25 protein-coding genes are annotated in these 25,104 nt (G+C 56.3%); 15 read left to right on the forward strand and 10 right to left on the reverse strand.

Going from position 1 to position 25,104, the window contains the following annotated elements; all coding sequences use genetic code 11:
• Positions 1-22 precede the first annotated feature (22 nt).
• The 7 genes from DUD43_RS08440 to DUD43_RS08470 all read right to left on the reverse strand — a co-directional run bounded on the left by DUD43_RS08440 (position 23) and on the right by DUD43_RS08470 (position 9,384).
• Complete coding sequence (locus tag DUD43_RS08440) at positions 23-448, reverse strand: DUF2946 family protein (RefSeq protein WP_153229930.1); 426 nt, start codon at positions 446-448, stop codon at positions 23-25.
• 223 nt (positions 449-671) lie between these two features.
• Positions 672-1,292, reverse strand: a complete 621-nt coding sequence (locus DUD43_RS08445) for a glutathione S-transferase family protein (RefSeq protein ID WP_153229931.1) — start codon at positions 1,290-1,292, stop codon at positions 672-674.
• A 21-nt stretch (positions 1,293-1,313) separates the two neighbouring features.
• The gene (locus DUD43_RS08450) at positions 1,314-1,916 is read right to left on the reverse strand and encodes an ATP-dependent Clp protease proteolytic subunit (RefSeq protein ID WP_042479978.1); all 603 of its coding nucleotides are present in this window, start codon (positions 1,914-1,916) and stop codon (positions 1,314-1,316) included.
• Positions 1,917-2,372: 456 nt separating this feature from the next.
• Entirely contained in the window at positions 2,373-3,860 is a 1,488-nt protein-coding gene (locus DUD43_RS08455; RefSeq protein WP_153229932.1) for a surface lipoprotein assembly modifier, read from the reverse strand.
• Positions 3,861-3,975: 115 nt separating this feature from the next.
• Positions 3,976-4,857, reverse strand: coding sequence for a Slam-dependent surface lipoprotein (locus DUD43_RS08460; protein ID WP_153229933.1), 882 nt, complete (start codon positions 4,855-4,857; stop codon positions 3,976-3,978).
• Between the two features lie 64 nt (positions 4,858-4,921).
• The gene (locus tag DUD43_RS08465) at positions 4,922-8,089 is read right to left on the reverse strand and encodes a TonB-dependent receptor domain-containing protein (RefSeq protein ID WP_153229934.1); all 3,168 of its coding nucleotides are present in this window, start codon (positions 8,087-8,089) and stop codon (positions 4,922-4,924) included.
• Positions 8,090-8,406: 317 nt separating this feature from the next.
• Complete coding sequence (locus DUD43_RS08470; RefSeq protein ID WP_153229935.1) at positions 8,407-9,384, reverse strand: helix-turn-helix domain-containing protein; 978 nt, start codon at positions 9,382-9,384, stop codon at positions 8,407-8,409.
• A 175-nt stretch (positions 9,385-9,559) separates the two neighbouring features.
• Between DUD43_RS08470 and DUD43_RS08475 the strand changes: the two genes are divergently transcribed.
• The 11 genes from DUD43_RS08475 (at position 9,560) to DUD43_RS08525 (ending at position 21,517) form a co-directional block, all read left to right on the forward strand.
• Positions 9,560-10,594, forward strand: coding sequence for a methyltransferase domain-containing protein (locus tag DUD43_RS08475; protein ID WP_086060619.1), 1,035 nt, complete (start codon positions 9,560-9,562; stop codon positions 10,592-10,594).
• 5 nt (positions 10,595-10,599) lie between these two features.
• The gene (locus DUD43_RS08480) at positions 10,600-11,835 is read left to right on the forward strand and encodes an MFS transporter (RefSeq protein WP_226348856.1); all 1,236 of its coding nucleotides are present in this window, start codon (positions 10,600-10,602) and stop codon (positions 11,833-11,835) included.
• A 160-nt stretch (positions 11,836-11,995) separates the two neighbouring features.
• Complete coding sequence (gene moeB / locus DUD43_RS08485; RefSeq protein ID WP_086068304.1) at positions 11,996-13,168, forward strand: molybdopterin-synthase adenylyltransferase MoeB; 1,173 nt, start codon at positions 11,996-11,998, stop codon at positions 13,166-13,168.
• A gap of 19 nt (positions 13,169-13,187) precedes the next feature.
• A complete protein-coding gene (locus DUD43_RS08490) occupies positions 13,188-13,595 on the forward strand; it encodes a Mov34/MPN/PAD-1 family protein (protein WP_003801262.1) in 408 nt (135 codons plus the stop codon).
• 74 nt (positions 13,596-13,669) lie between these two features.
• Positions 13,670-13,942, forward strand: coding sequence for a MoaD/ThiS family protein (locus DUD43_RS08495; RefSeq protein WP_003801260.1), 273 nt, complete (start codon positions 13,670-13,672; stop codon positions 13,940-13,942).
• An 83-nt stretch (positions 13,943-14,025) separates the two neighbouring features.
• Complete coding sequence (locus DUD43_RS08500) at positions 14,026-15,837, forward strand: CoA transferase (RefSeq protein ID WP_228125942.1); 1,812 nt, start codon at positions 14,026-14,028, stop codon at positions 15,835-15,837.
• Positions 15,834-17,495, forward strand: a complete 1,662-nt coding sequence (locus DUD43_RS08505; protein ID WP_153229936.1) for an AMP-binding protein — start codon at positions 15,834-15,836, stop codon at positions 17,493-17,495. Before DUD43_RS08500 ends, DUD43_RS08505 begins: the two co-directional genes overlap by 4 nt.
• Complete coding sequence (locus DUD43_RS08510; protein ID WP_153229937.1) at positions 17,492-18,685, forward strand: acyl-CoA dehydrogenase family protein; 1,194 nt, start codon at positions 17,492-17,494, stop codon at positions 18,683-18,685. Before DUD43_RS08505 ends, DUD43_RS08510 begins: the two co-directional genes overlap by 4 nt.
• The gene (locus DUD43_RS08515) at positions 18,682-19,872 is read left to right on the forward strand and encodes a CynX/NimT family MFS transporter (RefSeq protein ID WP_228125943.1); all 1,191 of its coding nucleotides are present in this window, start codon (positions 18,682-18,684) and stop codon (positions 19,870-19,872) included. Before DUD43_RS08510 ends, DUD43_RS08515 begins: the two co-directional genes overlap by 4 nt.
• A 4-nt stretch (positions 19,873-19,876) precedes the next feature.
• Entirely contained in the window at positions 19,877-20,917 is a 1,041-nt protein-coding gene (locus DUD43_RS08520; RefSeq protein ID WP_153229938.1) for a glucuronyl hydrolase, read from the forward strand.
• Positions 20,918-21,082: 165 nt separating this feature from the next.
• Positions 21,083-21,517 (forward strand): GNAT family N-acetyltransferase, encoded by a 435-nt coding sequence (locus DUD43_RS08525; RefSeq protein WP_153229939.1) that lies wholly within the window; start codon positions 21,083-21,085, stop codon positions 21,515-21,517.
• 107 nt (positions 21,518-21,624) lie between these two features.
• Here DUD43_RS08525 and DUD43_RS08530 read toward each other — a convergent pair whose 3' ends face one another.
• Together DUD43_RS08530 and DUD43_RS08535 are read right to left on the reverse strand one after the other, a co-directional pair.
• Complete coding sequence (locus DUD43_RS08530; RefSeq protein WP_042480014.1) at positions 21,625-21,999, reverse strand: DsrE family protein; 375 nt, start codon at positions 21,997-21,999, stop codon at positions 21,625-21,627.
• A gap of 22 nt (positions 22,000-22,021) precedes the next feature.
• The gene (locus DUD43_RS08535; protein WP_153229940.1) at positions 22,022-22,366 is read right to left on the reverse strand and encodes a carboxymuconolactone decarboxylase family protein; all 345 of its coding nucleotides are present in this window, start codon (positions 22,364-22,366) and stop codon (positions 22,022-22,024) included.
• Between the two features lie 120 nt (positions 22,367-22,486).
• Between DUD43_RS08535 and DUD43_RS08540 the strand changes: the two genes are divergently transcribed.
• From DUD43_RS08540 to DUD43_RS08555, 4 genes are all read left to right on the forward strand, one after another.
• A complete protein-coding gene (locus DUD43_RS08540) occupies positions 22,487-22,798 on the forward strand; it encodes an ArsR/SmtB family transcription factor (RefSeq protein ID WP_153229941.1) in 312 nt (103 codons plus the stop codon).
• An 88-nt stretch (positions 22,799-22,886) separates the two neighbouring features.
• Positions 22,887-23,084: a DUF2892 domain-containing protein gene (locus tag DUD43_RS08545; protein WP_153229942.1), complete on the forward strand. Its 198-nt coding sequence runs from the start codon at positions 22,887-22,889 to the stop codon at positions 23,082-23,084.
• Positions 23,085-23,281: 197 nt separating this feature from the next.
• Positions 23,282-23,830: a zeta toxin family protein gene (locus tag DUD43_RS08550; RefSeq protein ID WP_009454582.1), complete on the forward strand. Its 549-nt coding sequence runs from the start codon at positions 23,282-23,284 to the stop codon at positions 23,828-23,830.
• Positions 23,823-24,011 carry a hypothetical protein gene (locus DUD43_RS08555; protein WP_153229943.1) on the forward strand — a complete coding sequence of 63 codons (189 nt, stop codon included), beginning with the start codon at positions 23,823-23,825 and terminating at the stop codon, positions 24,009-24,011. The genes DUD43_RS08550 and DUD43_RS08555 overlap by 8 nt, the downstream gene beginning before the upstream one ends.
• 220 nt (positions 24,012-24,231) lie before the next feature.
• Here the strand turns inward: DUD43_RS08555 and DUD43_RS08560 are convergent, their stop codons facing one another.
• Positions 24,232-25,068, reverse strand: a complete 837-nt coding sequence (locus tag DUD43_RS08560) for an AraC family transcriptional regulator (RefSeq protein WP_153229944.1) — start codon at positions 25,066-25,068, stop codon at positions 24,232-24,234.
• Positions 25,069-25,104: the final 36 nt, after the last annotated feature.

Consider the following 25,104-nt stretch of genomic DNA (forward strand, 5'->3'; position numbering starts at 1 on the left):
ACCGTCCAAGGACGGGGACATATCAAGCGAGGGATAAGGGTGGGGCGCGTGAACCTAAAGGCGGGCCTTGTGCAGGTAGCGGTGGCCGGGTTTGATTGCTCTCGGCCAGTAAAACCGGCCGATACGTGATCAGGCTGATCAGAACTGGGGCGTCCAGAGTCGGCAACAAGGCGGGGGACGCCGCGATGCCAAAGGGACAATCCTGCTGGTTTTGATGCGTATCGGAATCTGCCTGACCATCCTGGCCGACCAGATCAATCCAGAGCGTATTGGCTGGATTACCTGCGGTACAGAAGGTAATGGCAAAGCCATTGTCCTGGGTAGAGCGGGTCGGCATATAGCCCGCCGGGACGATAGCGCGACAGACGTAGGCCAGCAGAGCCAGGCAAAACAGAAGTTGCCAAACTCGGATTTCGCGGAAAACGAAACGGGGACCCAGGGCGCGCATGCGGAAAAGTATATTACAAAAGTGGTGGCCGACTGATGAGGCGTTTGCCAGTTATCTGGCGCCAAATTTTAAGTAGATTTGGATTTAGAGTTTGCTGGTTTGCCGTTGCCGTTGCCGTTGCCGTTTTTGAAAAAAGGGCGTTAAGTGGCCTTGATGTTCAGTCACGCATAAAAAAAGCCGCAAACACAGCAGGCGGCTTTGGTCAGGCAATGCAAAGCAGTGCTTAGGGGAAACCGGCGCATTGCTCTACAAAGGCAGGCCGTGAAGCCAGGCGATGGTAGTAGTCTTCGGTCGCTTTGAGCACCGGACGATCAAATGGCGTATTCAGCCAGCGGTGAATCGACAGGCCCAGAATAATATCGGCCAGGCTGAACTCCGATCCGGCGGCATAGTCTGGGGTCTGCGCCAAGTGCTTGTCCAGAATCGACATTACCTTCGTCCAGGCCGCCAGGGATGCCTGAATTTGTGCTGCATCCTGATGCTTGGGCGATTGACGTACCAAACCCCAAAACGCATAAGTCCAGGTTGGGTTCAGCTCGGACGCCTGCCAGTCCAGCCATTGATCCACTTTGGCGCGTTGCCAGGCATCTTGCGGATACAAGGCCGTTGGTGCCTGGCGGTTGGCCAGATAACGCACAATGGTATGGGATTCCCACAGCACGCGATCCCCATCCAGCAGGACGGGAATCTTCGCGTTGGGATTCAGCGCACGGAACTCGTCCGTGTTCACGTCCTTGAAACCCATGCCCCAATCCTGCCGCTCAAATTCCAGATTCAGCTCCGCGCAGGTCCACATGACTTTGCGCACATTGATGGAGGATTCTCTGCCAAGAATAGTCAGCATGATGGGGCTCTCAGGTGATATTTACTTGCTGGCGGGCAGTAGTTCGTCACGGCGCTCGATAATGCGCGAGATCAGGCCATATTCAATGGCTTCCTCGGCACCCATCCATTTGTCGCGCTCGATATCGTCACGCACACGCTCGATAGGCTGGCCAGTTTCACGGGCAATCACCTGAGCGATACGTTCGCGCGCTTTCATGATTTCCTGCGCTTGAATGGCCATATCGCTGGCCTGACCACCGGCGCCACCGCTGGGCTGGTGAATCAGAAAACGGGTTTGCGGCAGGCACACGCGGCGCTCGCGGGCAGCACCCAGGAACAGGTGGGTGGCAGCACTGCCAACCCAACCGGTGCCGACCATGGTGACGGGCGAGGAAATAAAACGCACCACATCATGGATGGCGTCGCCCGATTCCAGGTGCCCACCGGGCGAGGACACGATCATGGTGATGGGGGCGGTGGATTCGGCATCCAGCGCCAGCAGCTTGCGCACGGTTTCCGAGGCGAGCTTATCCGTGATGGTGCCAAAGACCAGCACAGTACGGGCGCGGAAGGCTTTTTCTTCCAGAAAGGCGCTGTCTTGAGGGCTGGTATCAGAGCGAGTTTCTTTTTCTTGGCCAAGCATGGGGAAAGACTCCAAGGGATAAGTATTCTGTCTGCTAAGGAAAATCGATTGCTCGACTATATCCCGGCTGATGGTCAACCGGGCTTTCACTTGGCAATTTTTGTGGTTTTTTTTGTCCGGGCTGGGACCGTAATAGGGCGCAACGCAAGCAGACAAAGCAAATGCAGGGCGGTTGGCCCTGCAAACTCATCATAGTCTCATGCTTGTCGCGTGTTTTATCTGGGGAACAAGACCTTATAGTCCTGTCTCTTGGACCAGCATCACGGGAAGGGCTGATCTACACGCTGCCGCTGGGCCTGGAGACCTGCCACAGAACCCCGATACATCATTGGAAGCGCTTCTCTCAACAGTGACACGACGCTCCCTGTCACTAAAAAAACTACCTGTCGCTTCAGGCGCTTGATGCTAAAACGGGACTGCACCAGATCAGCCCGCCAAGGTCGAAGAAGTCCCTGCTTAAAAACGCTTTTCCAGCTTCAGCGCGACTTCGGTTTGCTTGTATTTGAAAGCCCAGTCGATATTGCTGTTGTTGAAGGTGTGCTTCACATACAGATTGGGCGTAATGCCTTTGAAGGCGAAGCGTGACATGCCCACGTTCAGGATGTAAATCTGTTGCCGGTCCTTGCGCAGCCCACCCAGGAACAAGTCCTCGGCATCGTGACGGGTCTGCCGGTACAGTGCCGTGGCGTTGATGTTGAAACCCGCATCAAAGGCCCTGTAGATTCCCAGGTTCGCCATATAGCTGCGGCTTTGCGCAGTTTGTTGAGACTGCAGATTACGGGTGTAATTCAGGCCCCCGTAGACCACGGTTTTGGCATCAATCAGATACGAGCCGTACAAGCCTATCTGGTTCTCTTTGACGCCTTCAAAGTACTGCCGTAAATCGCCTTTGTAGGACAGGCTCTTGTGCTGGGCATTCACGCCTATTTGCAGCCTGTCGCTAAGATTGTGCTTCCAGTCCACGCGCCCGCCCCAGGACTGATAGCTGGTGCGACGGTTGGTGTAATTGTTCTCGAACAAGGGCGTAATCGACAAATCGTTTTTAGCGTCCTGATAGTTGTAGCCCGCGTAAATAATGCTGGTGTTGTCGCTGTAATAAATATTCTTGGGCTCGGCTTCCTTATGCTTGTCGTACAGATTGCCGTAGCTCAGACCGCGCAGCAGCAGATTGTGGTTGCTGCTTAGCTGGAAGCGCCGGTTCAAGGTCAGGTCGTAGACCATGGCCGTGGATTTGACCGGGTCCGGCATCTTGCGCACTGACGGAAAGCACCCAAAGAAATAGCAGGTAAAGAAGGTGTCTTCCTGGCCGTTTTCTTTGTTGATATTGCTGTTGTAGCCCAAGCCAATCGAGGCGGAACCGTGCCAGGCATTGCGGTCTTGCAGGGCACCCTGGAAGCCTTCGATTACGGGCCGTACTTCATCAGGAATACCGGCAGAGGAAATCTGGCTGAACAGCTCCTTGGCTTCGCTGGATTGATAATCCTCGAACAGCAGGCGGGCCAGCTCCAGCTTGGCGCGCATCATATTGGGATCGCTTTCCTGAGCCTGGCGCAGCTTGCTGATCGCCAGGCTGTGATTGTCCTTGCTACGGGCCACCATCCCTTGAGCCATCAGCACCAGGGCAGGGTTGTGGCCGGGCAGCTCCTGATACTTTTCTACAAACTGATCCACCTTGGCCCACTGCTGCAGATTGATGGCGACATAGATAGCCGGTTCCAGATCAGTCAGCGTGGCATCGACGCTATAGGTTGTGCCGTTGATGGTGATCAGGGCTGATGGGTCCACATCGGGCGGGGTTTCTTCCACTAAATGGGAGCGTTCGCGTTCGTTCAGATTGCGGTCGATTTGATTCAGAAGTCGGCGCGTATCGTCGTCGTTGGCTTGCACCGCGCTGGATGCCATGGCCAGCAGCAGGCACAAAAGGGGAAGGGCTCGCCCATGCATGAATGAAAACCTTGCAAGAAAAAGGGGAGATGGACGCAGGGTCCGGAGAGAAAGGGGATCGAGCTTGTCGATCCCCCTTTTCTTATGGCAACACTAGGGTGTTGTCAGAGGCGGATTACTGTTTTGCACCGCCGAAGGCCATGTCTTTGGCACCGTTGGCTGGGTTGTAGTAAATACCTGCCAAGGCTTCTGCTTGGGAACCGTAGAATTGGCCTCGAATTTTCGAGGAGTCACTAAAGTCTTGTGCAAATTGGCCATTGGAAGCAATGGAGGTGCCGTTGAAGTTCACACCACCGACAGAGCCAGCCAATGTACCGCTACCGCCGCCGTAGTTAGCTGTCAAAACGCCGCTAAATACACCACCTTGAGTGCCTGGATTGTATTTACGTACAGCTACAACGTTGTATTCAGCATTGACCAGAGCAGGCATGGCAGTGGTTGGGTTTTCGCCTGTGTAGAACACTGTGCGGTCTGCGCTGTTCATGTTCAAGTTGGTGCTGCTGCCTTGGCTAGGGTTGGCGACGCGCGGAGCCCATTCACCAAAATACACTTCTTGACCAGAAACTTTTGCCACGACCTCACCGCCGAAGTGTGGGTAGCCAGTCAGGGGGTCGTTCATTTGACGATAAGCGTAGACTTGCGTGCCTGTACCAGTACCGCTGCTAATCGTGTGACGCCAAGTTTCCGAGATTTTCGTGCCAGCAGGCATTTCAATGTAACCATGGCCGTCTGCATTGCTTAACACCTGGTTTGTTTGCCAAATGGGACCGCTCTTGAAGCTGACCACACCCGACTGATCGGCTGGGTTCGCAGTGTAAGGATCGGTGCCGGGCATGGAGATGCCTGCTTCGCCGATAGCCATCATCGTGGAGGGTTTGTCAGCAACGACAAAACCTTTGGAAGCGCCACCTGCAACGGGGGCGGCGAAGCTGCTGGCGGAGGCCAGCAGGAAAGCCGAAACAATAGCCAGTTTTTGTACATTCAGACTTGCTTTCATTACGAACTCCATTAAGTGAAGAAAAAGGGCGTTTTTACGAAAACGACCAAAAAAACTGATTAACTTAAAAACGTGCTGTCATACCGACGCGCACTGTTCGCCCAGGGGCCGGAATAGAGGTGCGGGCCATGGGATCCAGGTAGTACTGATTGGTGAGATTGCTGATCGCCACGTCTACATTCAGGTTCTTCTGCACCTGATAGCTGGCGTAGGCATCAAAGACCAGGATCGGGTTCCAGTAGTTGGCTCGGTTATAGGCCCAGCCCATAGCTCCAAAGGCACCCTCGTCTTTGTTCTTGGCGGCACTGTGATAAACGGCGCGTGCACCCAGCAATAGCTTCTTTTCCAGGAGACGAGCACCTACATCCAGATTCAGTGAGTACTGGGGTTGCAGACTGGTTCTGGCAAAGGTGCGAGGGAAGCCACCATCTACGCAGCCAGGGACGTTGCGACCACCTGACGCTCCAGGAATGGGATTAAAAGTTTGTGCGTAGTCGTGGTCGCACAGTTGTTGTTTCAGGCGGTACGTGCCACCAAAGTTGGCAAAGTATTTGCCACTATCCACCCGAGCTTGCAGTTCAATGCCGGACATTTTTTTCTCGGCAAATTGCACGACATTGAAGTCCCAATCCCGGTCTATATAGTCTTTGATGCGGTTATTGAAGTAGTTGATCCTGATGTCTGCGTAGTCCAGGCTGGGAAAGTAGCCGCTCAGGTTGTGGGCATAACCAATTTCCCAGTTGTAGGCATGCTCCGGGCTAACTGCGACACCTGTGGAGCTTTTGCTGCTGCCAGCCATTGCCATGGAGGACTCAAACAGGCTAGGGAAGCGGACAAACTCGTTGTACCGCGCATAGATACGGATATCGTCTGTGACGAAAGCAGTCAGCCCAATATGGGGAACCCAAGCGTGATCTTTTTGCTTTTTGGGCTCTTCCCATTTATTCGGTATTTCAGACTCATCTTGATAAACTGGCTTTCGGTTGGCATTCGATGCAATATATTTATCCACTGTGCCTTTTTGGCCCTGGGCATCGGTGACCTTCTCACTTGTATCGATTTCGCCATTCGTGAAGGGGTTGTTTGCAGTAAAGCCGGCATGTGATTGGCCAGATGGCACAAAAACTGATTCGTCTGTGTAGCGATACCCGTTGACTTTCCCTCGTTGCAGTTGGTCACCCATAAACTCCTCAGGGGTTAAGAGGGGGCCATCAACAAAACTGGGGTCAAAGTCATACCAGGTTTGCCAGTCTTCTTTGTATTTTTCATAGGCTGGCGTCAAGCTTTGAATAATCTTGTTCTCGTACGCGTTTGCCTCTTGATCGGTCATCAAACGCTGTACTTGATAGTTGTAGCCCGTCAGAGCGGGCCTAATGGCCCAATCCTTATGCTGCTGGCTACGCATCTCGGCCAGCTTGTCGTCATACGACCAATAGTCGCTGTAACGAGCGCCAGCATTCACCTGCAACCAGTCGATTGGGCGCCAATCAAAATTAAAACCAAAGTTCCATTGTTGGCGGGTGCCCGAACGCGGTCCCATATGGTTTACGCCCCAGTTCAGTTCAGTCAGGTGCGTGAGGTTTTCCGAAGCGTCATGCTGTTTGAGTTTTTCGCGCGTAAAGTCCGCTTGCAAGCTCAAGTCCAGGGTGGAGTGCAAAGTCATTTCATTGCTCAGGTTCAAACCTGTGCGACGGTGATCGGTAATTTGCAAGGCGCGAGGCACAATGTTGAAACGACCATCCGCATTGGATTCTTTATCGGGTGGAGTCGTAGGGACGTTGGCACACATGGGTAGATCTCTGCCCAGGACGTGGCAATCCGTATAGTCATCCCACGCGTTATCCCGACCATTCCATCCGTCGCCTTGAGTGCCATAGATCACGTCACCGTTCTGATGGCGAGCACTGTCACTTTGGGTAATCCAAGCGCCGGCTTTCAGGTTGATGAAACGGTTGCCTTCGGGGTTCCAGGAGTAGTTCAGATTCCAGGTGTCTTGTTTGACCTTGCTATAGGGGTTCTCGTTTTGCAGAATCTTTTTTTCGCCCTGACCATCCAGCGCATGCACGGCCCAGACCACGTTCCAAGGCACACTTTCGCCAAAGGTATGGTTGCTGCGCATGTAGCTCATATCAATGGCTTGATCGTGAGGTAAGCGCAGCGTTCCCTTGAGCAGGGTGGTTTCCAGTTCGCTGGATGTGTTCAGGACCTCTTCACCGGGGCGGAAATATTTGGCGATGTAGCTGATGCTTGGGGATGAGAAGCCCGGCCTTTTATCGTTCTTGGCATCTTCCTGCCACGAGTCGTACTCGTATTTCTCGCTACCCTTTTTACCGCTGTAATAGTTGCCGCGGCTGCGGTAGCTGTATGCGGCTAGCAGGTCAAAGTTCTCTTGTTTGGTTGCGATTGCCAGGCGATAGGAGTGGTCTTCGAAGTTGAAGTTCTTGCCGCCATTGCCTTCTTTAGGCATACGCTCTGGCGAAACGGATCCCGGCAGAATGACGCCGTTAGTACCACCTTTATCAAATACTGCGCCAGGGATGTCTCTGTAGTCTTTACCGAACACTCCGAACGAACGCTCATTCGGCTTGGTCGAATTCGTCGCCGTTTCCGCCTTCAGCTCAATCCCGAAGGTCTCGCCCGGTTTGACTATATCCTCCACCTGCAGCGTGCGGATCTGCACCGATCCGCCAATCCCGCTGGCTCCCGACGTTGCCGACACGCCTTTTTCCACCAGAATGCTGCTGATCATATTGGGATCAACATAGTTGCGGTTGGCCACCCCGGCCGGTCCCAGCCAGACTGATGTTGCCTGTTCCGTGCCGTCAATCGTCAGTGGAATACGGCCTTCACCCTGGATACCGCGAATGTTCGGGTCCAGCGCGCCGCTATTGCGCGAGTCTCCCGCATACACACCGTTCAGGCCCTTGAACAAATCTCCCACGGAGCTGCCCTTGTACAGCTCGATCTCTTCCTTGCCGGCGTACACATTGGAGACGTCTTTCTCGAATATATCGGTTTTACCGGCCTCATCGCGGGTTTCACGCACGACGGTAATGGTGTCCAGACGTGTGGCTCTGTCCGTGTCTTCCTGGCTCTCGTCCTGACGGGAGGAGGGTGGGGCGCTGCCCACGCTTTGGGCCTGTGTCTGCCCGGCCCAGGAGGCCAGAATCAAGGCATACACCAGCGGCTTGAGCGCGTGTTTTTTGTGTAGGGGTGAAAGGGTAGCGGACATAAAACGAACCAGGGCTCCGTGCGAAAAATAACAATCTGTCGTGGGGAAATACTTCCCGTTTGATGGCCAGGCTCACCACTTGTCTCAAAAGGTGAGGAAAGGCACGGGGATATTATTCACATTAATGAGAATAATTATCACTTAGATTGATATGCAGAACGGAGCAATTCCTATGCAGGACCGGAAATCCGCTGCAATTGCAGGGATTTGTCAAAGCAGGAGGGGAACTTTTCAGGGAGAGGGCCGCAGGGGGCGGCCCGAAAAGAAGGGTGGGCCTCTATGAGTCCAGAGGCCGAAAACAGTGGAAATACAAGGGTTTAGGCGCGCTTGTTGCCAAAAATGGATTTTGGCGAGCGGCCAAAGTAGCGCGTAAAGGCGACGGAAAAATTATTGGGGTATTTGTAGCCGACTTGCCAGGCGGCCTGGGCCACTTGTTGGCCGGACTCCAGCAAGGTATAGGCTTTGCGCATACGCAGTTCCAGTAGCAGGCCGATAGGCGTGTTGTCGTACAGATAGCGAAAACCTTCTTTAAGTTTGTGCTCGTTAATGCCCACCGTCGTCGCCAAATACTCCACCGTGATTTGCTGGTCCAGTTGCGAGCTGAGCAAATCGCGTGCTCGCTCGACCCGCTGAATATCATCCACCGACAGCGGGGCGCTGTTGGGGGCGTCGGGCGGAGCCAGGCGGTTGAACTGCTCGGCCAGCAAGCTTAGTGCATGGATTTGCAGGTTCAGCCTGTGGTTATGAATGGGCTGCTCCGGGGTGCACGGCTGCATATAGCGTGCCAGTGCCGCCGCATGGGCCATGGTGGCCTGGCTGCTGGCATGAAAGGACAGACGGTGCAGTCCCACGCAGTCCATCAACTGGGTTGCGCGTGCCGGGCCCACGTATTTGTTCAAGGCCGCCTCGCTGATGACCAGCCGTAATTGCGATACGGATTGGTCCTCTTGATAGTGGCGTTCCCCCCGCAGGGATCGGAAAGCCGTCACCGTGGTATGGCCTGCCTTGAACAGCAGGTCTGAACTCTCTCGACCCTGATAGGCCGACTGTCCTTGCAGACCCACGGTCACCACAATGACACGGCCCGCATGGGGGCCGTTGCTTTCTTCAACCAGCGATCGGCTGGGGTGATAGTGCAAACGGCCCAACAAAAACCCTTGTTCCAGTTCCACGCATTCGGAATAGCAGTGGCCCAGTTCTTCGGGTAGTTGCAGCCGGACTCGGCCATCGCTCAGAGCGCGGCATGACCTGGGTTCATCCGTGGTTAAGCGATAGCCAAATTTGCGCGTGCTCATCATTTCTCCTGCTAAAAGCGCCTCGCATATGAATTGCTCCGTTCAGCATAGATCTTAATGCAAATAATTCTCATTAAATATATATCATTTCTAGCTGTGATGGCAGAGGGAAGGGCCATTGTGGAATTCACGGAGGTAAAAAACAGTGCTGGATCGATCGCTAGGAGAAGTCGTTTTGTCGGAGCAATTGCTGGAGTCGCATGCTCTGCAAGCCTGTTGGGACGCGCAATTGGCGGGTTTAAGTGCAGATGCCTTGAACCTGGCTTTGGGATATGGCGTGTTTGCGCATCTGGATAAGTTTATCGCTGCTGAGGAACTTGCGCTTGTGCTCAAGTGGGACGCCGACAACACCGCCTACCTGCTGGAGTTGCTGTGGAGTCTGGAGCTGCTGGAGTGTCAGTGGACCTGTCCGCGACGCTATCGCAGCCTGCCGCAAACGGCGCGTTATCTGAATCCGGGTTCGGCGCAATATTGTGGCGATGCCTTGCTGTTTCGGCATGGCGTCTTGCGCCAGGTGGGCAATCAGCTCGATGAGCTGCTGCGCAATGGCAAATCGCCTCCAGCGGATCCGGCATTGATTCAGCAAGGCTGGGCAGCGGCGGCACGTTCGCAAATTGCCCAGGAACAAACGGCGGTGACGGCCGAGGTGGCCTGTGAGATTTTTGGGGCAGTGCCGGAGTTCTGGCAGGCGCAACGTCTGCTGGATTTGGGCGGTGGGCCAGGATTGGTAGCCATCGCCTTGGCGCAACAGCAGCAGGACTTGAATGCCGTGGTGTTCGAGTATGAAGCGGCGGCTGCCGTCGCCCAACAAAAAATTCTTGATGCCGGTCTGGAAGCGCGTGTCAGCACCTTGGCCGGTGATCTGCTGGTGGACGATTTCGGGTCGGATTACGACCTGATCTGGTGCTCCTCCGTGCTGCATTTTGTGCCGGACATTCCCGCTTTGCTGGCCCGTCTGTATCGCGCGCTGCGCCCCGGTGGGGTGCTGGTGTGCTGTCACGCCGAAGTGCATACCGAGGTCAGCAAGGCCAGACGGATTTTGCATTACTACCTGCATATGCGCATGCAAGGCCGCCATGTGTTGCCGGAAGGGCAGTTGGCCCAGTTGCTGGAACAAGCCGGATTTGATGATGTTCAGCAGTTTGATGAGGTGCGCTTTCCGGTTGCGCCCGTCACTGCATTGATTGCGCGCAAGACGTGCAAAGGGTGATGACAATGAAGACGTGGAAAGCGTGGGGGGCGCAGCTGCTGTTTGGCTGGATGAATCTGGTGCTGGCCGTCCCCAGTATTTACCTGATGCTGGGCATGCCCCTGGTGATGCGCCAGCATGGCTGGTCCGGCACCGAGATAGGCTTGTTCCAGCTGGCGGCCCTGCCCGCCATTTTCAAGCTGGTGCTGGCCATGCCGGTGCAGCGTGTCCGCCTGGGTGGCGGACATTTTGTGCATTGGCTGTGGTTGATGGCGGTGCTGTTGCTGGCTTTGTATGTGGGCATAGGCCGCGAGAATCTGATTGATCAGCGGACCCTGCTGTTTGCCCTGACGTTTGCCATCAGCATTGTGGCGACCTGGATGGACATTCCCTTGAATGCCTTGGCCGTGCAATACCTGCCGCGCGAGGAACAGTTACGTGCGGGCAGTATTCGTTCTGCCGCCTTGTTTCTGGGCGCGATTGTCGGGGCGGGAGTGATGGTGCTGGTGCAGGCCCGCTGGGGTTGGCAGGCACCGTTCGCCTTGATGGGCCTGGGGCTGGTGATTGGTTGTTTGCCTTTTGTCTTCTTGCGTTCGAAAGCCGGTTTGCAAGCGGCTGAAACCGAGCAGGCACCGCCCGGTTTTGTTGCCGATTGGGTCAGCTTTTTCGGGCAGGAAGGGGCCAAGCAATGGACCAGCTTGCTGCTGACCAGCTTCCCCTTTATTGGCGCTGTCTGGTTTTACCTGAAACCTTTGATGCTGGACCAGGGCATGCCCTTGGAAGAGGTGGCCTGGACGGTAGGGATTGCCGGTGGCATTACGGGTGCCGTGTTCAGCCTGATTGGTGGTCGCTTGGCCTCATTGCTGGGTGCCGCACGTGCCATTCCTATTTATCTGCTGGCGGCCTTGCTGTCCCTGATTCTGCTGATGGTCTCGGTCTGGGCCAAGCTGGGCCCGGTGTGGCTGATCAGCAGTGCCATGTTGATTGCAGCCAGCATGGGGGCGGTGTCAGCCTTGCTCTTTGGACTGACCATGTTCTTTACCCGTAGACAGCGCAATGCCTCGGACTACGGTTTGCAGTCGACCATCTTCACCCTGGCACGTATGGCCGTTCCCATTGCCGCTGGCATCTTGCTGGACCGTTTCGGTCAGGTTGTCATGCTGGGCGTGCTCACCCTGGGCGTTCTGTTTGCCTTTGTATTGGCCTGGCGCGTGCGCCATAGCGTCGGTGCCAGCACCGAAGTTCTGCTGCGTAGCCAGTAAATCAGGGCCTGAAAACGCCAGCGCACACAGCTTGCGTTGGCGTTCATCGTTTTTGCTCCGTCTCGCATAGAAATTAGAACCCAAAGGCTATTGTGTCATTTTCAGTCATATTTGAGAATAAGTCTTGTTCGTATTCATATGTATTTAACCAGGAGTCATTATGACCTTGCCCCCCTTAGTTGAGCCCGGTGAGCCTTTAAGCCGCGAAGAGGTTAACCGTTATAGCCGTCACCTCTTGATTCCCAATGTGGGCATGGAAGGTCAGCGCCGCATCAAAAATGCCAAAGTGCTGGTCATCGGGGCAGGCGGCCTGGGTTCGCCCACCTTGCTGTACTTGGCCGCAGCCGGGGTGGGCACACTGGGCATCATAGACTTCGACCGGGTGGATGAATCCAATTTGCAGCGCCAGATCATTCACACCGTAGACAGCATTGACGAGCTGAAAGTGGAAAGCGCCAAGCGTGCGATTCACAAGCTCAACCCCCACATCAAGGTAGAAACGTATACCGACAGGTTGGAACCGGACATGGCGGTCGAGCTGTTTTCGCGCTACGACCTGATTCTGGATGGCACCGACAACTTTGCGACCCGCTATCTGGTCAATGACGCGTGCATGCTGGCCGATAAACCCTATGTCTGGGGTTCGATCTTCCGCTTTGAAGGCCAGGTCTCGGTGTTCTGGGAAAACGCACCCGGTGGCATAGGCTTGAACTACCGCGACCTGTACCCCGAACCCCCACCACCCGAGCTGGCTCCTTCTTGCGCGCAGGGCGGTGTGTTTGGTGTCTTGTGCGCTTCGATTGCCTCCATCATGTCCACCGAAGCCATCAAGCTGATTACCGGCATTGGCGATCCTTTGATCGGCCGTCTGATCGCTTACGACGCACTGGATATGTGCTACCGCGAACTGCCCATCCGTCGCCTGCCCAATCGCAAGCCCGTGACCGAGCTGGGCGATTACCAAACCTTCTGCGGCCTGAATCCACCGGCTGATGCCATGGCCATCCCCGTGCCTGTCATGACCGTGCTGGAGCTGAAAGAGCGGCTGGACCAAGAACAGGCCCCCGTCCTGGTGGACGTGCGCGATCCCAATGAATGGGAAATCGTGAACATTCCTGGCGCGATTCTGATGCCCAAATCTCCCACTGTCGCTGCCGAGATTCTGGCTGCCTTTGGTCCGAATGCGGATCTGGTGATCTCGTGCCGCTCCGGTGCACGTTCCAGGACCGTGTGCGAAGAGCTGATCAAGTTGAATGCCTCCAAGGTGCGCAATCTGGAAGGCGGTGTACTGGCTTGGGTGGAGCAGGTCGCTCCCGAATTGGCGTCTTACTAAGTTCGGGAGGGAGCACATCATGGCCTTGCAGATTCGTCGTTCTGCCCTGGAGCAAGTTCTGAATCATGCCAAGCAGGATCACCCCATCGAGGCATGCGGACTGATTGCCGCCCAGGAGGGCTCGCTGGTAGCCGAACGTGTGCTGCCCATGCAAAACCGGGCGGCCTCGGAGGTGTTTTATCAGTTCGATTCGCGTGAGCAATTTCAGGTCTATCGCCGTCTGGATGAGGACGATCAGGAGTGCTGCGTGATCTACCACTCCCATACCGCCAGCCAGGCTTTTCCCAGCAAGGACGACATTGATTTTGCAGGCCATCCCGAACTGCATTACCTGATCGTGTCCACCTGGGACCAAGCCACCGTGCCGGTTCGATCCTTCCGGATTATCGACGGCGGTGTGACCGAAGAAACCATCGTGATTGTCTAGGGAACAGCGTTGCTTCCCTCAAGGGAGCGTGCGTCCCGGCTGTTGGAAACCACTATTTCAAAGGAGTTTTAAGCATGTCCATTTCAGTCTCTATTCCGACCTTGCTGCGTCCACTGACGAACGGCGAGAAGAAAGTCCAGGCCCAGGGCGCTTCGGTAGGCGAAGTGATCGAGCATCTTGAAGGTCAGTTTCCCGGCATCAAGGCACGCCTGATGAGCGGCGAAGACCTGCATCGCTTTGTGAACATTTACGTGAACGAAGAGGACATCCGTTTCAGCGATGGCCTGAAAACCGCCACCCGCGCTGGCGACAGCCTGACCGTACTGCCTGCCGTAGCAGGGGGCTAAGACCGTCTGGTCTGGATTTTCATGGTGCAAGTGCTGGTTTCTGCAATCAGCACTTGGCGTGCGCATCACTCTGGTTTGGAACTATGTCTGAATTACTACATGGCAGCGGATTACGTTGGCAGATGGGCTCACAGCCCCCGTATTGGCCGGGCTTGCCCGCTGCCTTGAGCCGTCAGGCCCGATTGCTGGGTTTGTCCGAGCAAGCAGCAGGCCAGCAAGACGAAGCAGCATTCAGCCTGCATTCGCCTGATTTTGGAACGATTAGCACGCGTCTGGAAACCGAGGCAGGTGGCATGACGCAAGCCGCGATCAGCGAGCTGAGCATGCAGGCCGCCAGCGGTATCTTGTCCGTGCATGGACGCTCCAGTGGCCCGTCGGGCACGCTGGGTCTGGATTATCTGGCTGTACTCAGTTCAGCCATGAGTTTGCAGGCGACCTTGGCAGCCGCCTTGGGCAAGTTGCGTGGCGGGCGTTTCTCCACGGTGTCGGTTTCGCCCTTGGGTTGTGGCTTGCTCAGTATCGGTCAGTATCTGGCCGGGGCAACGGCGGCTCAGGACCCCGAGCAGTTATTGGCAGGCAGTTACGATCCCGGCTTGCGGCCACCCTTTATTTCGCAGGACGGTGTGGTCTTTGAACTGGAAACGTTGGACCCCCGGCCCTGGCGCGCCTTTTGGGAAGCGGTGGGTGTACCGGCCGATCTGGCTGGTCAGGCCTGGAAAGCGTTTCTGCTGCGCTATGCCAAGGCGGTGTGCCCCATGCCAGCGGCGTGTTTAAGCAGTCTGCAAGCCCTGAACTTTGCCCGTTTGCAGGAACTGGCCTTGCAGACCGGAATGGCCATCTTGCCGGTACGTACGCCGGCTCAACGCCAAAGCGATAGTGATTACGCAGCCTTGGCCGGTCTGTGGCAGCACCAGACTCATGCTGCGCCCGGTTCATTGCGTGCTTTGCCGTCCAACGCCGATTTGCCCCTGCGCGGTTTGCGGGTGGTGGAATCCTGCCGCCGGATTCAAGGGCCTATTGCCGGTCATTTGCTGGCGCTGCTGGGGGCGGAGGTGATTCGTCTGGAACCGCCAGGTGGTGATCCCTTGCGTGCCATGCCGCCGTGCGTGGATGGCTGCTCGGTGCGCTTTGATGCGCTCAATCAATTCAAGACGGTGCAGGAAGTGGACATCAAATCGGCTCAAGGCCGCCAGGCCATTTACGAGCTGGTGAGCGAGTCCGATGTGTTCCTGCATAACTGGGCACCGGGCAAGGCGGCCGAGCTGCAACTGGATGCCCAGGATCTGCACGCGGTGCGCCCGGATCTGGTCTACGCCTATGCGGGCGGTTGGGGCCAGGAGCAAGTGGATGCACCGGGGACGGACTTCACGGTGCAAGCCTGGTCGGGCATTGCTCACACCATTTCTCAAACCTCGGATGCACGAGGTGGGTCTTTGTTTACGGTGCTGGATGTGCTGGGCGGGGTGATGGCCGCGCTGGGTATCAGTGCCGCCTTGCTGCGCCGGGGCCTGAGCGGGTCGGGCTTGCGGGTAGACAGCTCCTTGCTGGCCACGGCCGATCATCTGGCCCAGGCCGTTTCTCCCATCAGTAAAACCGGCGTGTCGGCGGTGTTCCAGACGGGCGAGGGCTTCATGGTCATCGACTGTCTGGATCAAACGCATCTGCATGCCCTGGCCGGGTGGCTGAATGTGTCGCCCGATGCCGTCTGGACGGTCTTGCCGGATCGTCTTCTGTCCCAGTCTGCCCTGAGCCTGGAAGCGCAACTGGATGTGCTGGGCATACCGGCCCGCCGTGTCCACAGCAATCTGGCGCAACTGCGTGCTGATCCACGCCTGGCGTCCCATTTCCATGACAAGGGCTATTCGTCTGTTAATTCTCCCTGGAGGTTTTTATGAATCACGCTGGCATCATCGATCTGGTCCCTGCGTCATTGCGCCAACGCTGGATAGAGGACGGTACCTACCCGAACAAGCCGGTCTTTACGCTGTTCGCGGAAAAAGCCCAGGCTCATCCGGACAAGCTGGCGGTGCTCTCGCCCGAAGGCAATATCAGCTATAGCGCCTTGATGGACGCGGCTCTGCGTCTGGCAGGCAGCTTGCGTCGTGCAGGGATTATGGCGGGCGACGTGGTGGCGTATCAGCTCAGCAACCATTGGGTGTGCTGCGCCATTGATCTGGCCGCCGCTGCTTTGGGGGCGATTGTCGCGCCTTTCCCACCCGGACGGGGCAAGCTGGATATTCAGTCGCTGGTGCGTCGTTGCGATGCACGGGCGGTGATTGTGCCGCATGAATATGCAGGCATTGATTTGTGCGAAGTGATCGAGTCCTTGCGGCCTACGCTGTTGTCCTTGCGTGTCCTGATTGTGCAAGGCCCATCGCGTCCGGGCTGGATGACCTTGGATTCCCTGTTCGAGGGCGAGCCTTTGGCCTTGTCAGAATTGCCGGTGGTGTCCCCCAATTCGCCCGTGCGTTTGCTGGTGTCCTCGGGCACCGAGTCCGAGCCCAAGCTGGTGGCTTATTCGCATAATGCGTTGGTGGGTGGGCGTGGCCGATTCCTGCAACGCATTTCTCCCAATGATGTGGAGTTCCGGGGCATGTATCTGGTGCCGCTGGGCTCTTCGTTTGGCTCTACAGCTACCTTTGGCGTGCTGTGCTGGTTGGGTGGTTCTTTGGTGGTCTTGCCCAAGTTTGATGTGCCTAGTGCGATTGCCGCCATCAATGCCTTTAAACCCAGCTTCATTCTGGGCGTGCCCACCATGTTCCAGCGTATTGCGGCAGCACCTGAACTGGAGAAGGCCGATAAAGCCAGCTTGCGCGGCTTGATTGTGGGCGGTTCAGTCATTGACGAAGCCACGGTACGCCGTTGCGTGGAAGCGTTTGATTGCGGCTTCATCAGTCTGTACGGCTCGGCCGATGGGGTGAACTGCCACAACACGCTGGATGATCCTATCGAAGTGGTCTTGAGCAGTGTGGGGACTCCCAATCCGCAAGTGTGCGAGATTCGCCTGATTGACGATGAGGGTGCCGAAGTGCCACAAGGTGAAGTGGGTGAAATCACCGCACGTGGTCCCTTGAGCCCCATGCAATATGTGAACGCCCCGGAACTGGATGCCCAGTATCGGGACGAGCAGGGTTGGGTGAAAACGGGCGATCTGGGTTACATCAATGCCCAAGGGCAATTGGTGCTGGCGGGTCGCAAGAAAGACATCATTATTCGTGGTGGTGCGAACATCAGCCCGGTGCAAATTGAAGGCCTGGTCATGGCTCACCCGGATGTGGTTACCGTGGCGTGCGTGCCGGTCCCCGATGCGGATCTGGGTCAGCGTATTTGCTTGTGCGTGACGGTGCGTGAAGGCGTGCCGCGTTTCTCCCTGAAAGAGATCACCGACTTCTTGCGTGAGCAGGGTCTGGAAGTGAACAAGTTGCCCGAGTATCTGCGCTTTTACCGCAGCTTGCCGCTGACACCTGCGGGCAAGATCGACAAGCGCGCCTTGACTGCCGATGCGGCTGCATTGGGTTCCGGGGCCAAGACCGCAGCGGGGATAGCAGCATGAGCCACCTTGCCATTTCCAGCGCGGCCTTGAGCCGCAAGCTGCGGCAGTTTGTGGATACCGAGATCATCCCCAACGAGGGCATTCTGGCCCAGGGAGATAATCTGGCCCGCGAGCTGACTCTGGATCTGACACGTCGGGCTCAACAGGCGGGTTTGTTCGGCAGTTTCTACCCCATGCATCGCGGCGGTCGGATCGCCAGTTTGGTCGAATACTTGCCTGTGGCTGAACAAGAAGGGCGCTCCGAATATGGCCCCGGCATTTTCGGGGCAGATGCCACGCTGGATGCGTATATGTTGAGCCATCACGGCTCGGCCAGCGTCAAACAGCGCTTTCTGACGCCCTTGCTCAAGGGCGATGCGGTGTCCAGCTACGCCATGTCCGAGCCGGACAGCATTGGTTCGATTCCGGCCACCATGCAATGTCAGGCTCGTCTGAAAGACGGGCAATGGCATGTGAATGGCCGCAAGTGGTTTATTTGCCGGGCGCAACTGGCCAGCTTCGCGACTGTGGTGGCGCGCAGCGCGGACGGTCCCGTGAATGAGTCCTTGTCCATGGTGATCGTGCCCACGGATGCGGCGGGCTTTAAAGTCGTGCGTCCCTTGCCTTTGCTGGGACGTTATCAGGGGCAGAACGAGCTGCTGTTCAACAATGTGACCGTGCCGGAGGACTATGTACTGGGCAGCGCCGGGCAGGGCATTGCCTTGATGCAAAAGCGCCTGGCCCTGGGCCGTATTCTGCGATCCGTGCAATGGCTGGGCTTGGCGCAACGCAGCTTTGAAATCATGTGCGAGCGCATTCATTCAGAGCGCGGAGAACTGGCCCGTCTGGCAGACAAGCAACTGGTTCGGGCGCGGGTCTATCAGGTGTATCGCGCCATTACCTCGGCTCGGTGCTTGCTGCGTGAAGCCGCCGTCAAGTTCGATGCGGGCTTGCCCAATTCCGTGGAGGTGAATGTGGCCAAGCTGGCGGCGTCGGATGCGGTCAGCGAGGCGGCAGATTCCGCTATCCAGATCATGGGGGCGGAAGGGCTGGCGGATTGGAGTCCCTTGTCTGGCATCTACCGGGCAGCACGTACCACGCATATTCTGGATGGGGCGGACGATGCCTTGATCAGCACGGTCGGCAAGCACTTGCTGCAAGCCCACTACGCCATTCAGGATACGGCAGACATGAACAAGGCAGTCGCATGATGCTATCGACACGGGCAAGTCGTTCCCCCTGGGTGCTGGCCAGTTTGATGACTCTGGCGATGGGCATGCCCATGATGGTGTTTTATGCCATCGGCGTCCTGGGCCCGCAAATCATTCAGGATCTGGGTATCTCGCGCGAGCAACTGGGGTGGTTGACCACCAGCACCTTTGGTCTGGCTGCCTTGCTCTCGCCGTGGGCGGGGGCCTTGGTGCAGCGCATGGGCAATCGGCAAGGCTTGTTTTTGCTGTTCTTGCTGGTAGCCATGTCCTTTAGTTTGATCGCGGTGTTGCCGGGTTTCTGGGGTGTGCTGACGGCTCTGCTCTTGTGCGGCTTGGCGCAGTCCTTGGCGAACCCGGTGACCAATCAGGCCATTGCCCAGTTGGTACCGGCAGAGCGTAAGGCCGGGTTGGTCGGTATCAAGCAGTCCGGCGTGCAGGCTTCGGCCTTGCTGGCCGGTCTGGTCCTGCCCACCCTGGCCTACAAGCTGGGGTGGCGGGGAGCGTTTGTGGTATGGGTGCCCGCCATGCTGTGCCTGTCCTACTTTGCCTTGCAGCTTTTGCCGGCCAGAGCCAGCACCGCAGCTGGCAGCATGTCCTGGCGCTTGCCCTGGCCCAGCCAACAGCTTTGGCTGTTGATGGCCATTCAGCTATGCGCGGGTCTGGTGCTGTCGTCCTTCATCACTTTTCTGGGCGTTTTTGCGCAGCAACTGGGCGTGTCGCCGTACTGGGTAGGGATGCTGATCAGTGGCTTTGGGGTGATGGGGATTGTGTCCCGAGTGCTCTTGACGCCTATCGCTGCCCGCTTTGGTGATGAAACCTTGTTGCTGGGCATCCTGTTTGTCATCCCGATTGTGGCCTTGTTGTTGATGATGATGGCCGCGCCGGACAGGCTCTGGCCCTTGGGAGCCGGGGTGCTGGCCATCGGCCTGACCCTGGTTGCGACCAATGCAATTGCCATGAGCATGTTGCTGCGAGATGCCCGCTTTGGCGCACCGGCTCGTACGGCAGGGCTGTTGTCCGTAGGGTTCTTTGGCGGCTTTGCCTTTGGCCCGCCACTGTTTGGTGTGCTGCTGCGTTCGCCCGAAGGCTTTGCCGCTGCCTGGCCTTTCCTGATGGGCATTCTGGTGTGCGCCAGCTTGTTGTGCCTGATTCTGTACCAGGTTCGTCGTATGGTGAAAGGGGAATGATGGGATGTCTGTAGATGTATTGGGATCAGCCAGCATAGAGTCCATTTTTGCGAATATGGACCAGGTTGCCGAGCAATGTGGGGAGCAGTTTCCCTTGTTCAGACAGTCCTCGTCCGAGCAATGGACCTTGTCGCGACGTGGCTCCTGGTTGGGAGGGTTCTGGGCTGGGTTGTGGTGGCGACGCGCTTTGATCAGCGGTCAGGAGCAGGATAAGGAGCAGGCGCTGAACTGGAGCCAGAAGCTGCAAGTCTGGCTGGAAGAGCCCAGCATCAATCGCAGCTTTGTGTTCTGGTATGGCTCCGGTCTGGGCAGCATCTGGCATGGGGATAGGGAGGCTGAAGCCAATGTCGATCAGGCGGCACAAGCTCTGCTGAACAGCTTTGATGCCTCCAGCGGCTTCTGGCCCTTGGGTTCCGGAATGGGGGGCGGGGAAGCGGGCAATCACATTTTGAATGTGGATGCTCTGGCTCCCACGCTCTTGGTGCTGGATGCGCAGGGCGGGCCGGTGGCGCGTCAGTTTGGGCAATGGCATGTGGATGCCTGCCTGCGTTACTTGCAAAAGCGTAGCGGAGCCTGGCGGGATACGGTCTTGCTACGCGGGAACGATGTACTGGCCGAGCAGGGCGCTGAAACCTGGCAACGAGGGCAGGCCTGGGCCATGTTGGGCATGGCAACCGCAACGCGCTTGTATGACAGAAAGTCTTATGCTCAAGCAGCCCTGAATGCCTGCCGATATTGGCACGAGCGTTGGGGGAAGTTTGCGCATGGTTTTTTGACGCAGGATTCCCCACTGAGCCCGGTAGACCGTTCCGCCTGGGCGATTGCTTCTTTGGCCATGTATGAGCTGTGGCAAATTCTGCCGGAACAGCAATGGCTGCACGAGCAATCGCGCTTGTATCTGGATGCTTTGCTGACTCCCGAGTTAAGTGAAACAGGGCGTTTTGTGGGACATCTTTATAAAGTTGCGCCGGGGCAGTCTGAATTGGTGGAATCGGCCTGCGCCAGTTTTTTTTTGCTGGAGGCCTTGCTGGCGCATTCGGCTTGAAGAGCGACCATAAACAGCTTGCCTGCTCCCTCGTGAGTGCTCAAGGGGGCGGCACTGTCGGTATGATGTGCGCTTGAGTGTTCTTGATAGCCTTTCCTTACAGGAAAGCATCAAGCACAAGGAGCGGGTTTTCATCCTATGGCAGCCGTAAAAGAACAAACTCCCATGCAGATCCGATCCGCCGTTCAGGCAGATTATGAAGGCTTGCTGGCCCTGGATACGGTAGCGTCGCAGGATCCTGAACGCGCCTTGCAGATTCAGGATTGGATTCAGCAATCGCAGTGCTATGTGGCTGAACGGGAAGGCGTCTTGCTGGGCTATGGCGTCTTGAATTACCACTTCTTTGGCCACGGCTTTGTCGAGATGTTGATGGTGGGCGAATCCGGTCGAGGGCAGGGCATTGGTTCGGCTTTGCTGCGATATTTCCGGCAGATTAGCCGGACAGAAAAGCTGTTTTCTTCTACCAACCAATCCAATCAGGCCATGCATGGCTTGTTTCAGAAACTGGGCTTTCAGCGTAGCGGTGTGATTGAAAATCTGGATGAAGGTGACCCGGAGATTGTGTACGTTTCTTTGGCTAACACCGGGCCAGAAGCGTAGGGGCCAAGGCAAACTTGCTGCATTGAATGCCAGTATCTTGTTTTGAAAAAAGCAGGCCAAAACACAGAAATGGTTTTGGCCTGCTTTGCATTTGACAATGCAGCGTATCAGGAAATCTGCAAAGACCCGGTCGCACCCATCAACAGGTCGATCACATCCGGTGCGGTAATGATCTCAAAGCGCGGGTCCATTTGCTCGGCGCTCAGGCCGTTGTGCAGCATGCAGGACTTGCAGACGGCCACGCGTCCACCTTGCTCCAGATACTTCTTCAACAGATCTGCGGCCGGTTCAAAGGGTGCGCCAATACTGATAGGCTCGGCGGCACCGGGTACACCCAGCGCGACTCCTTCAGCCATCAGAATCAGGCAGGCGCTATGTCCTTTCTGAACTGCATTGACCGCCATGGTCAGGGCCACGGTTACCTTGTCGGGATTGCCCTGTGCATGAAACAGCGTGGATACGAAAGCAGCGGGTTTAGGCATCACAGTTCTCCTTGGTTCCGGTTCAAGACTTGAATTCGTTGAATGCTGCAACGGCATTGGCGGCGTACATCACGGACGGGCCACCGCCCATATAAATTGCCACGCCCAAGGCTTCGTGCACTTCTTCCAGGCTGGCTCCCATCTGCGCCAGGGCCTTGCTATGAAAGCCTATGCAGCCCTCGCAATGGGTGGCTACACCAATCGCCAAAGCCATCAGTTCTTTGGTTTTGGCATCAATGGCACCGCCAGTCATGGCGGCCTTGCCCAGATCTCCAAATCCTTTCATCACATCAGGTTGGGTCTGACGTAGCTGCGCCAGATTGCTGGAAATGCCTTGGGTCAGTTGCTTGTAGCTGGTTTCACTCATGCGTAACTCCTGTCGTATTTAACAAAAGCAAAGGAATGCTGAAATTGTTGACTGCATTAATTAAGTATATGCTAAATTAAGATTTATCTAAATTAATAAACAAGAAAAGCTGGATAAACCATGATCCAAAGCAAATCCGACATCGAGCTCTTGCAAGAGAGCGCTGATCAGGCCGCAGCCTTGTTGCAAGCGGTGGGTAACCCCAAGCGCCTGGTGATCTTGTGCCTCTTGATTGAGCAGGGCGAAATGAGTGTAGGAGCGCTGAACGAAATGGTGGCGCTAAGCCCCTCGGCCCTGTCGCAGCATTTGGCGCGTATGCGCCAGGAAGGCCTGGTCAGCTACCGGCGCGAAGCGCAGACCTTGTATTACCGCATTGAAGACCCGAACGTTGCCAAGTTGATTGGCACCTTGAAAGATATTTTCTGTCCCTGAGCCTGAAGGCCGCAGGGAGCAGGGCGCATCGCCTTCCAGCCATCGCCCGACCCGTTTTTCCCTTGCTTCTTTGTTGAAAGGATTGGCCATGAAAAGCAATGTAGGTGGTTTGGATCGTATTGCTCGTATCGTTGTGGGTGTGGTGCTGATTGCGTTGGCAGCCACGCAGGTCATAGGCTGGTGGGGCTGGCTGGGCCTGATTCCCCTGATCACGGGCCTGGTCGGTTTCTGCCCGCTTTACCCCATGCTGGGTCTGAGCTCTTGCCCGTTGAAAAAACGTCAGTAAAGCAGTCTTGATAGCCCAATAGCGGGACATTCCCGCCCGCTCCTTGAGAAAGTTCATCCTGCTCAAGGAGCCTTTTTATTGCCTGAAAATCTGCTTTGCCCAGCGGATGCGTGGCGGCCAAAGCAAGGCGCTTGGCTGGCCTTTTCGCCAATGTATGATACAAATCTGTTCAATGTGGACATTGTTTAGGTGTATTTATGTCTGGCAACAACGCTGACACGGGCAAGAGCAAAAAGATTCTGATCATTGCTGGCCCGAACGGGGCAGGCAAGACGACATTTGCGCGCTCTTTTCTGCCGGCCGAGGCGGAAGTGCTGCGTTTTATCAATGCAGATCTGATTGCAGCGGGCCTGTCGCCTTTTGCGCCAGAAAGCGCGGCTATCAAAGCCGGTCGTTTGATGCTGGATGAGTTGAAAGAAGCGGTTCGCCTGGGCGAGAGCTTCGCGCTGGAAACGACCTTGTCTGGCCAGGGCTATGTGCGCCATATCGAAAAATGGCAGGCGCAGGGTTATCGAGTCAGCTTGTATTTTTTAAGTTTGCCCGACGCGGATATGGCGATCGCGCGGGTGGCAGAACGGGTACGTCAGGGTGGTCATAACATCCCCGAACCCGTCATTCGTCGCCGCTTTGCGGCTGGCATGAAGAACTTCCTGCATCATTATCGGGATACCGTGGATGATTGGGTTTTGTACGATAACGCAGGCAGTGTGCCAGTCCTGTTGGAGTGGGGAGAGAAAGATGAATAAAGAAGATATTTCCAAAGCAAAGAACCCGGACTTGCGGGCCTCCCTGGTTGCCCTGGAGCGCGCCGCGCAGTCAGCACGTTTTGTGGCCATGCAAACCAATACCTCGGTGGTGTTGGTGGAGAACGGCAAGATGATCAAGATCTCGGCAGAGCAATTGCGGCAGGAAGTCTGCAAGAGCTGATGATGCTTGGCTGCTACGCTGTTCTGGCCTGCTCATACGGTACTTTTATTTCCGCTGAGCGGCTGATGTCTTGAAGTGCTCAAGGGGGCGATGGGTCTTGTAGAGCGGCCTTGGGTGGTCGCATGAATATCCATATAGAGTATTCAATCAAGCAGGAAGCAGGCTGGCGGACTGAGTTGCTACTACAGTCTGCCAGGCCCTCTGGCCATAGCGATCGGCTTCAAACCATGCCCGCATCCTGCCCTGTATCAGGATACTGGCTCAAGGTCGCCAAAAACTCCGAAGGCGGATAGGCAAAGGTCTTCTTAAAGGCCACTGAATATGCGCTCAGGCTTTCATAGCCGCTTTCCAGCGCCGCCTGCGTGATGGATTTGCCTTGCAGCAGAAACTGGATCGAGGCCATCAGCCGCATCTGCTGCCGCCATTTCCCCAGATTCATCCCCGTGCTTTTCAGAAAACGCCGATGCAGGGTTTTCGGCGTCAAGGCGTATTGCTGCGCCACCTCATCCATCGTTTTTTGCTGTGCGGGCGAGCGCACCAGATCTTCGCAAATCCGCCGCATCAATTCATCTTCTGGCCAAGGCAAATGAAAAGGCAGGGGATGGAGCACGCGCAGCTCTTCGATCAATAGCTGGCCCAGCAGTGCGTCTCGTAAAGGTGGGTTTTCTTGCGGAATCACCTGCACCAGCGCGGCAATCAGTTCACGTACCAGTGGCGTGACATGGATCACGCAATCATGGTCAGGCAACTGCGCGGCCAGAATTTCATCAATAAACAAACCATGCACATTCACTGCGGTGGTGGCATTGAGCTGATGCGGCACACCGGGCCGCAGCCAGACGGCCGTAGTAGGTGGCACCAGCCACTGACCGGTATCGGCCTGCACCAGCAGCACTCCTTCAGTGGCATACAAAAGATGCCCACGGTGGTGGCTATGGCGGGGCACTTCATGCCCGGCGGGGTAATGCTCGATCACCCCGCTGACCAGCAAGGGCGAGGTATCGGAGTGCGACAAGTCTAGCGCTCGCCCACCGCGCTCAGGGGATGCGTAGCCCATGTTCAGGAATGTCCAAAAAGATAAAACAAATGACTA

Origin of the sequence: Alcaligenes faecalis, from assembly GCF_009497775.1 — a bacterium.
Classification (GTDB): domain Bacteria; phylum Pseudomonadota; class Gammaproteobacteria; order Burkholderiales; family Burkholderiaceae_B; genus Alcaligenes; species Alcaligenes faecalis_D.

Excerpts from the sequence above, each read along its gene's own strand:
- DUD43_RS08545 (WP_153229942.1), top strand. The coding sequence starts at position 22,887 with ATGAAAAGCAATGTAGGTGGTTTGGATCGTATTGCTCGTATCGTTGTG.
- DUD43_RS08520 (WP_153229938.1), top strand. The coding sequence starts at position 19,877 with ATGTCTGTAGATGTATTGGGATCAGCCAGCATAGAGTCCATTTTTGCG.
- DUD43_RS08455 (WP_153229932.1), bottom strand. The coding sequence starts at position 3,860 with ATGCATGGGCGAGCCCTTCCCCTTTTGTGCCTGCTGCTGGCCATGGCA.
- DUD43_RS08490 (WP_003801262.1), top strand. The coding sequence starts at position 13,188 with ATGGCCTTGCAGATTCGTCGTTCTGCCCTGGAGCAAGTTCTGAATCAT.
- DUD43_RS08530 (WP_042480014.1), bottom strand. The coding sequence starts at position 21,999 with ATGCCTAAACCCGCTGCTTTCGTATCCACGCTGTTTCATGCACAGGGC.
- DUD43_RS08535 (WP_153229940.1), bottom strand. The coding sequence starts at position 22,366 with ATGAGTGAAACCAGCTACAAGCAACTGACCCAAGGCATTTCCAGCAAT.
- DUD43_RS08480 (WP_226348856.1), top strand. The coding sequence starts at position 10,600 with ATGAAGACGTGGAAAGCGTGGGGGGCGCAGCTGCTGTTTGGCTGGATG.
- moeB (WP_086068304.1), top strand. The coding sequence starts at position 11,996 with ATGACCTTGCCCCCCTTAGTTGAGCCCGGTGAGCCTTTAAGCCGCGAA.
- DUD43_RS08450 (WP_042479978.1), bottom strand. The coding sequence starts at position 1,916 with ATGCTTGGCCAAGAAAAAGAAACTCGCTCTGATACCAGCCCTCAAGAC.
- DUD43_RS08525 (WP_153229939.1), top strand. The coding sequence starts at position 21,083 with ATGCAGATCCGATCCGCCGTTCAGGCAGATTATGAAGGCTTGCTGGCC.
- DUD43_RS08510 (WP_153229937.1), top strand. The coding sequence starts at position 17,492 with ATGAGCCACCTTGCCATTTCCAGCGCGGCCTTGAGCCGCAAGCTGCGG.
- DUD43_RS08440 (WP_153229930.1), bottom strand. The coding sequence starts at position 448 with ATGCGCGCCCTGGGTCCCCGTTTCGTTTTCCGCGAAATCCGAGTTTGG.
- DUD43_RS08540 (WP_153229941.1), top strand. The coding sequence starts at position 22,487 with ATGATCCAAAGCAAATCCGACATCGAGCTCTTGCAAGAGAGCGCTGAT.
- DUD43_RS08515 (WP_228125943.1), top strand. The coding sequence starts at position 18,682 with ATGATGCTATCGACACGGGCAAGTCGTTCCCCCTGGGTGCTGGCCAGT.
- DUD43_RS08445 (WP_153229931.1), bottom strand. The coding sequence starts at position 1,292 with ATGCTGACTATTCTTGGCAGAGAATCCTCCATCAATGTGCGCAAAGTC.
- DUD43_RS08560 (WP_153229944.1), bottom strand. The coding sequence starts at position 25,068 with ATGGGCTACGCATCCCCTGAGCGCGGTGGGCGAGCGCTAGACTTGTCG.
- DUD43_RS08555 (WP_153229943.1), top strand. The coding sequence starts at position 23,823 with ATGAATAAAGAAGATATTTCCAAAGCAAAGAACCCGGACTTGCGGGCC.
- DUD43_RS08465 (WP_153229934.1), bottom strand. The coding sequence starts at position 8,089 with ATGTCCGCTACCCTTTCACCCCTACACAAAAAACACGCGCTCAAGCCG.
- DUD43_RS08470 (WP_153229935.1), bottom strand. The coding sequence starts at position 9,384 with ATGAGCACGCGCAAATTTGGCTATCGCTTAACCACGGATGAACCCAGG.
- DUD43_RS08550 (WP_009454582.1), top strand. The coding sequence starts at position 23,282 with ATGTCTGGCAACAACGCTGACACGGGCAAGAGCAAAAAGATTCTGATC.
- DUD43_RS08505 (WP_153229936.1), top strand. The coding sequence starts at position 15,834 with ATGAATCACGCTGGCATCATCGATCTGGTCCCTGCGTCATTGCGCCAA.
- DUD43_RS08495 (WP_003801260.1), top strand. The coding sequence starts at position 13,670 with ATGTCCATTTCAGTCTCTATTCCGACCTTGCTGCGTCCACTGACGAAC.
- DUD43_RS08460 (WP_153229933.1), bottom strand. The coding sequence starts at position 4,857 with ATGAAAGCAAGTCTGAATGTACAAAAACTGGCTATTGTTTCGGCTTTC.
- DUD43_RS08500 (WP_228125942.1), top strand. The coding sequence starts at position 14,026 with ATGTCTGAATTACTACATGGCAGCGGATTACGTTGGCAGATGGGCTCA.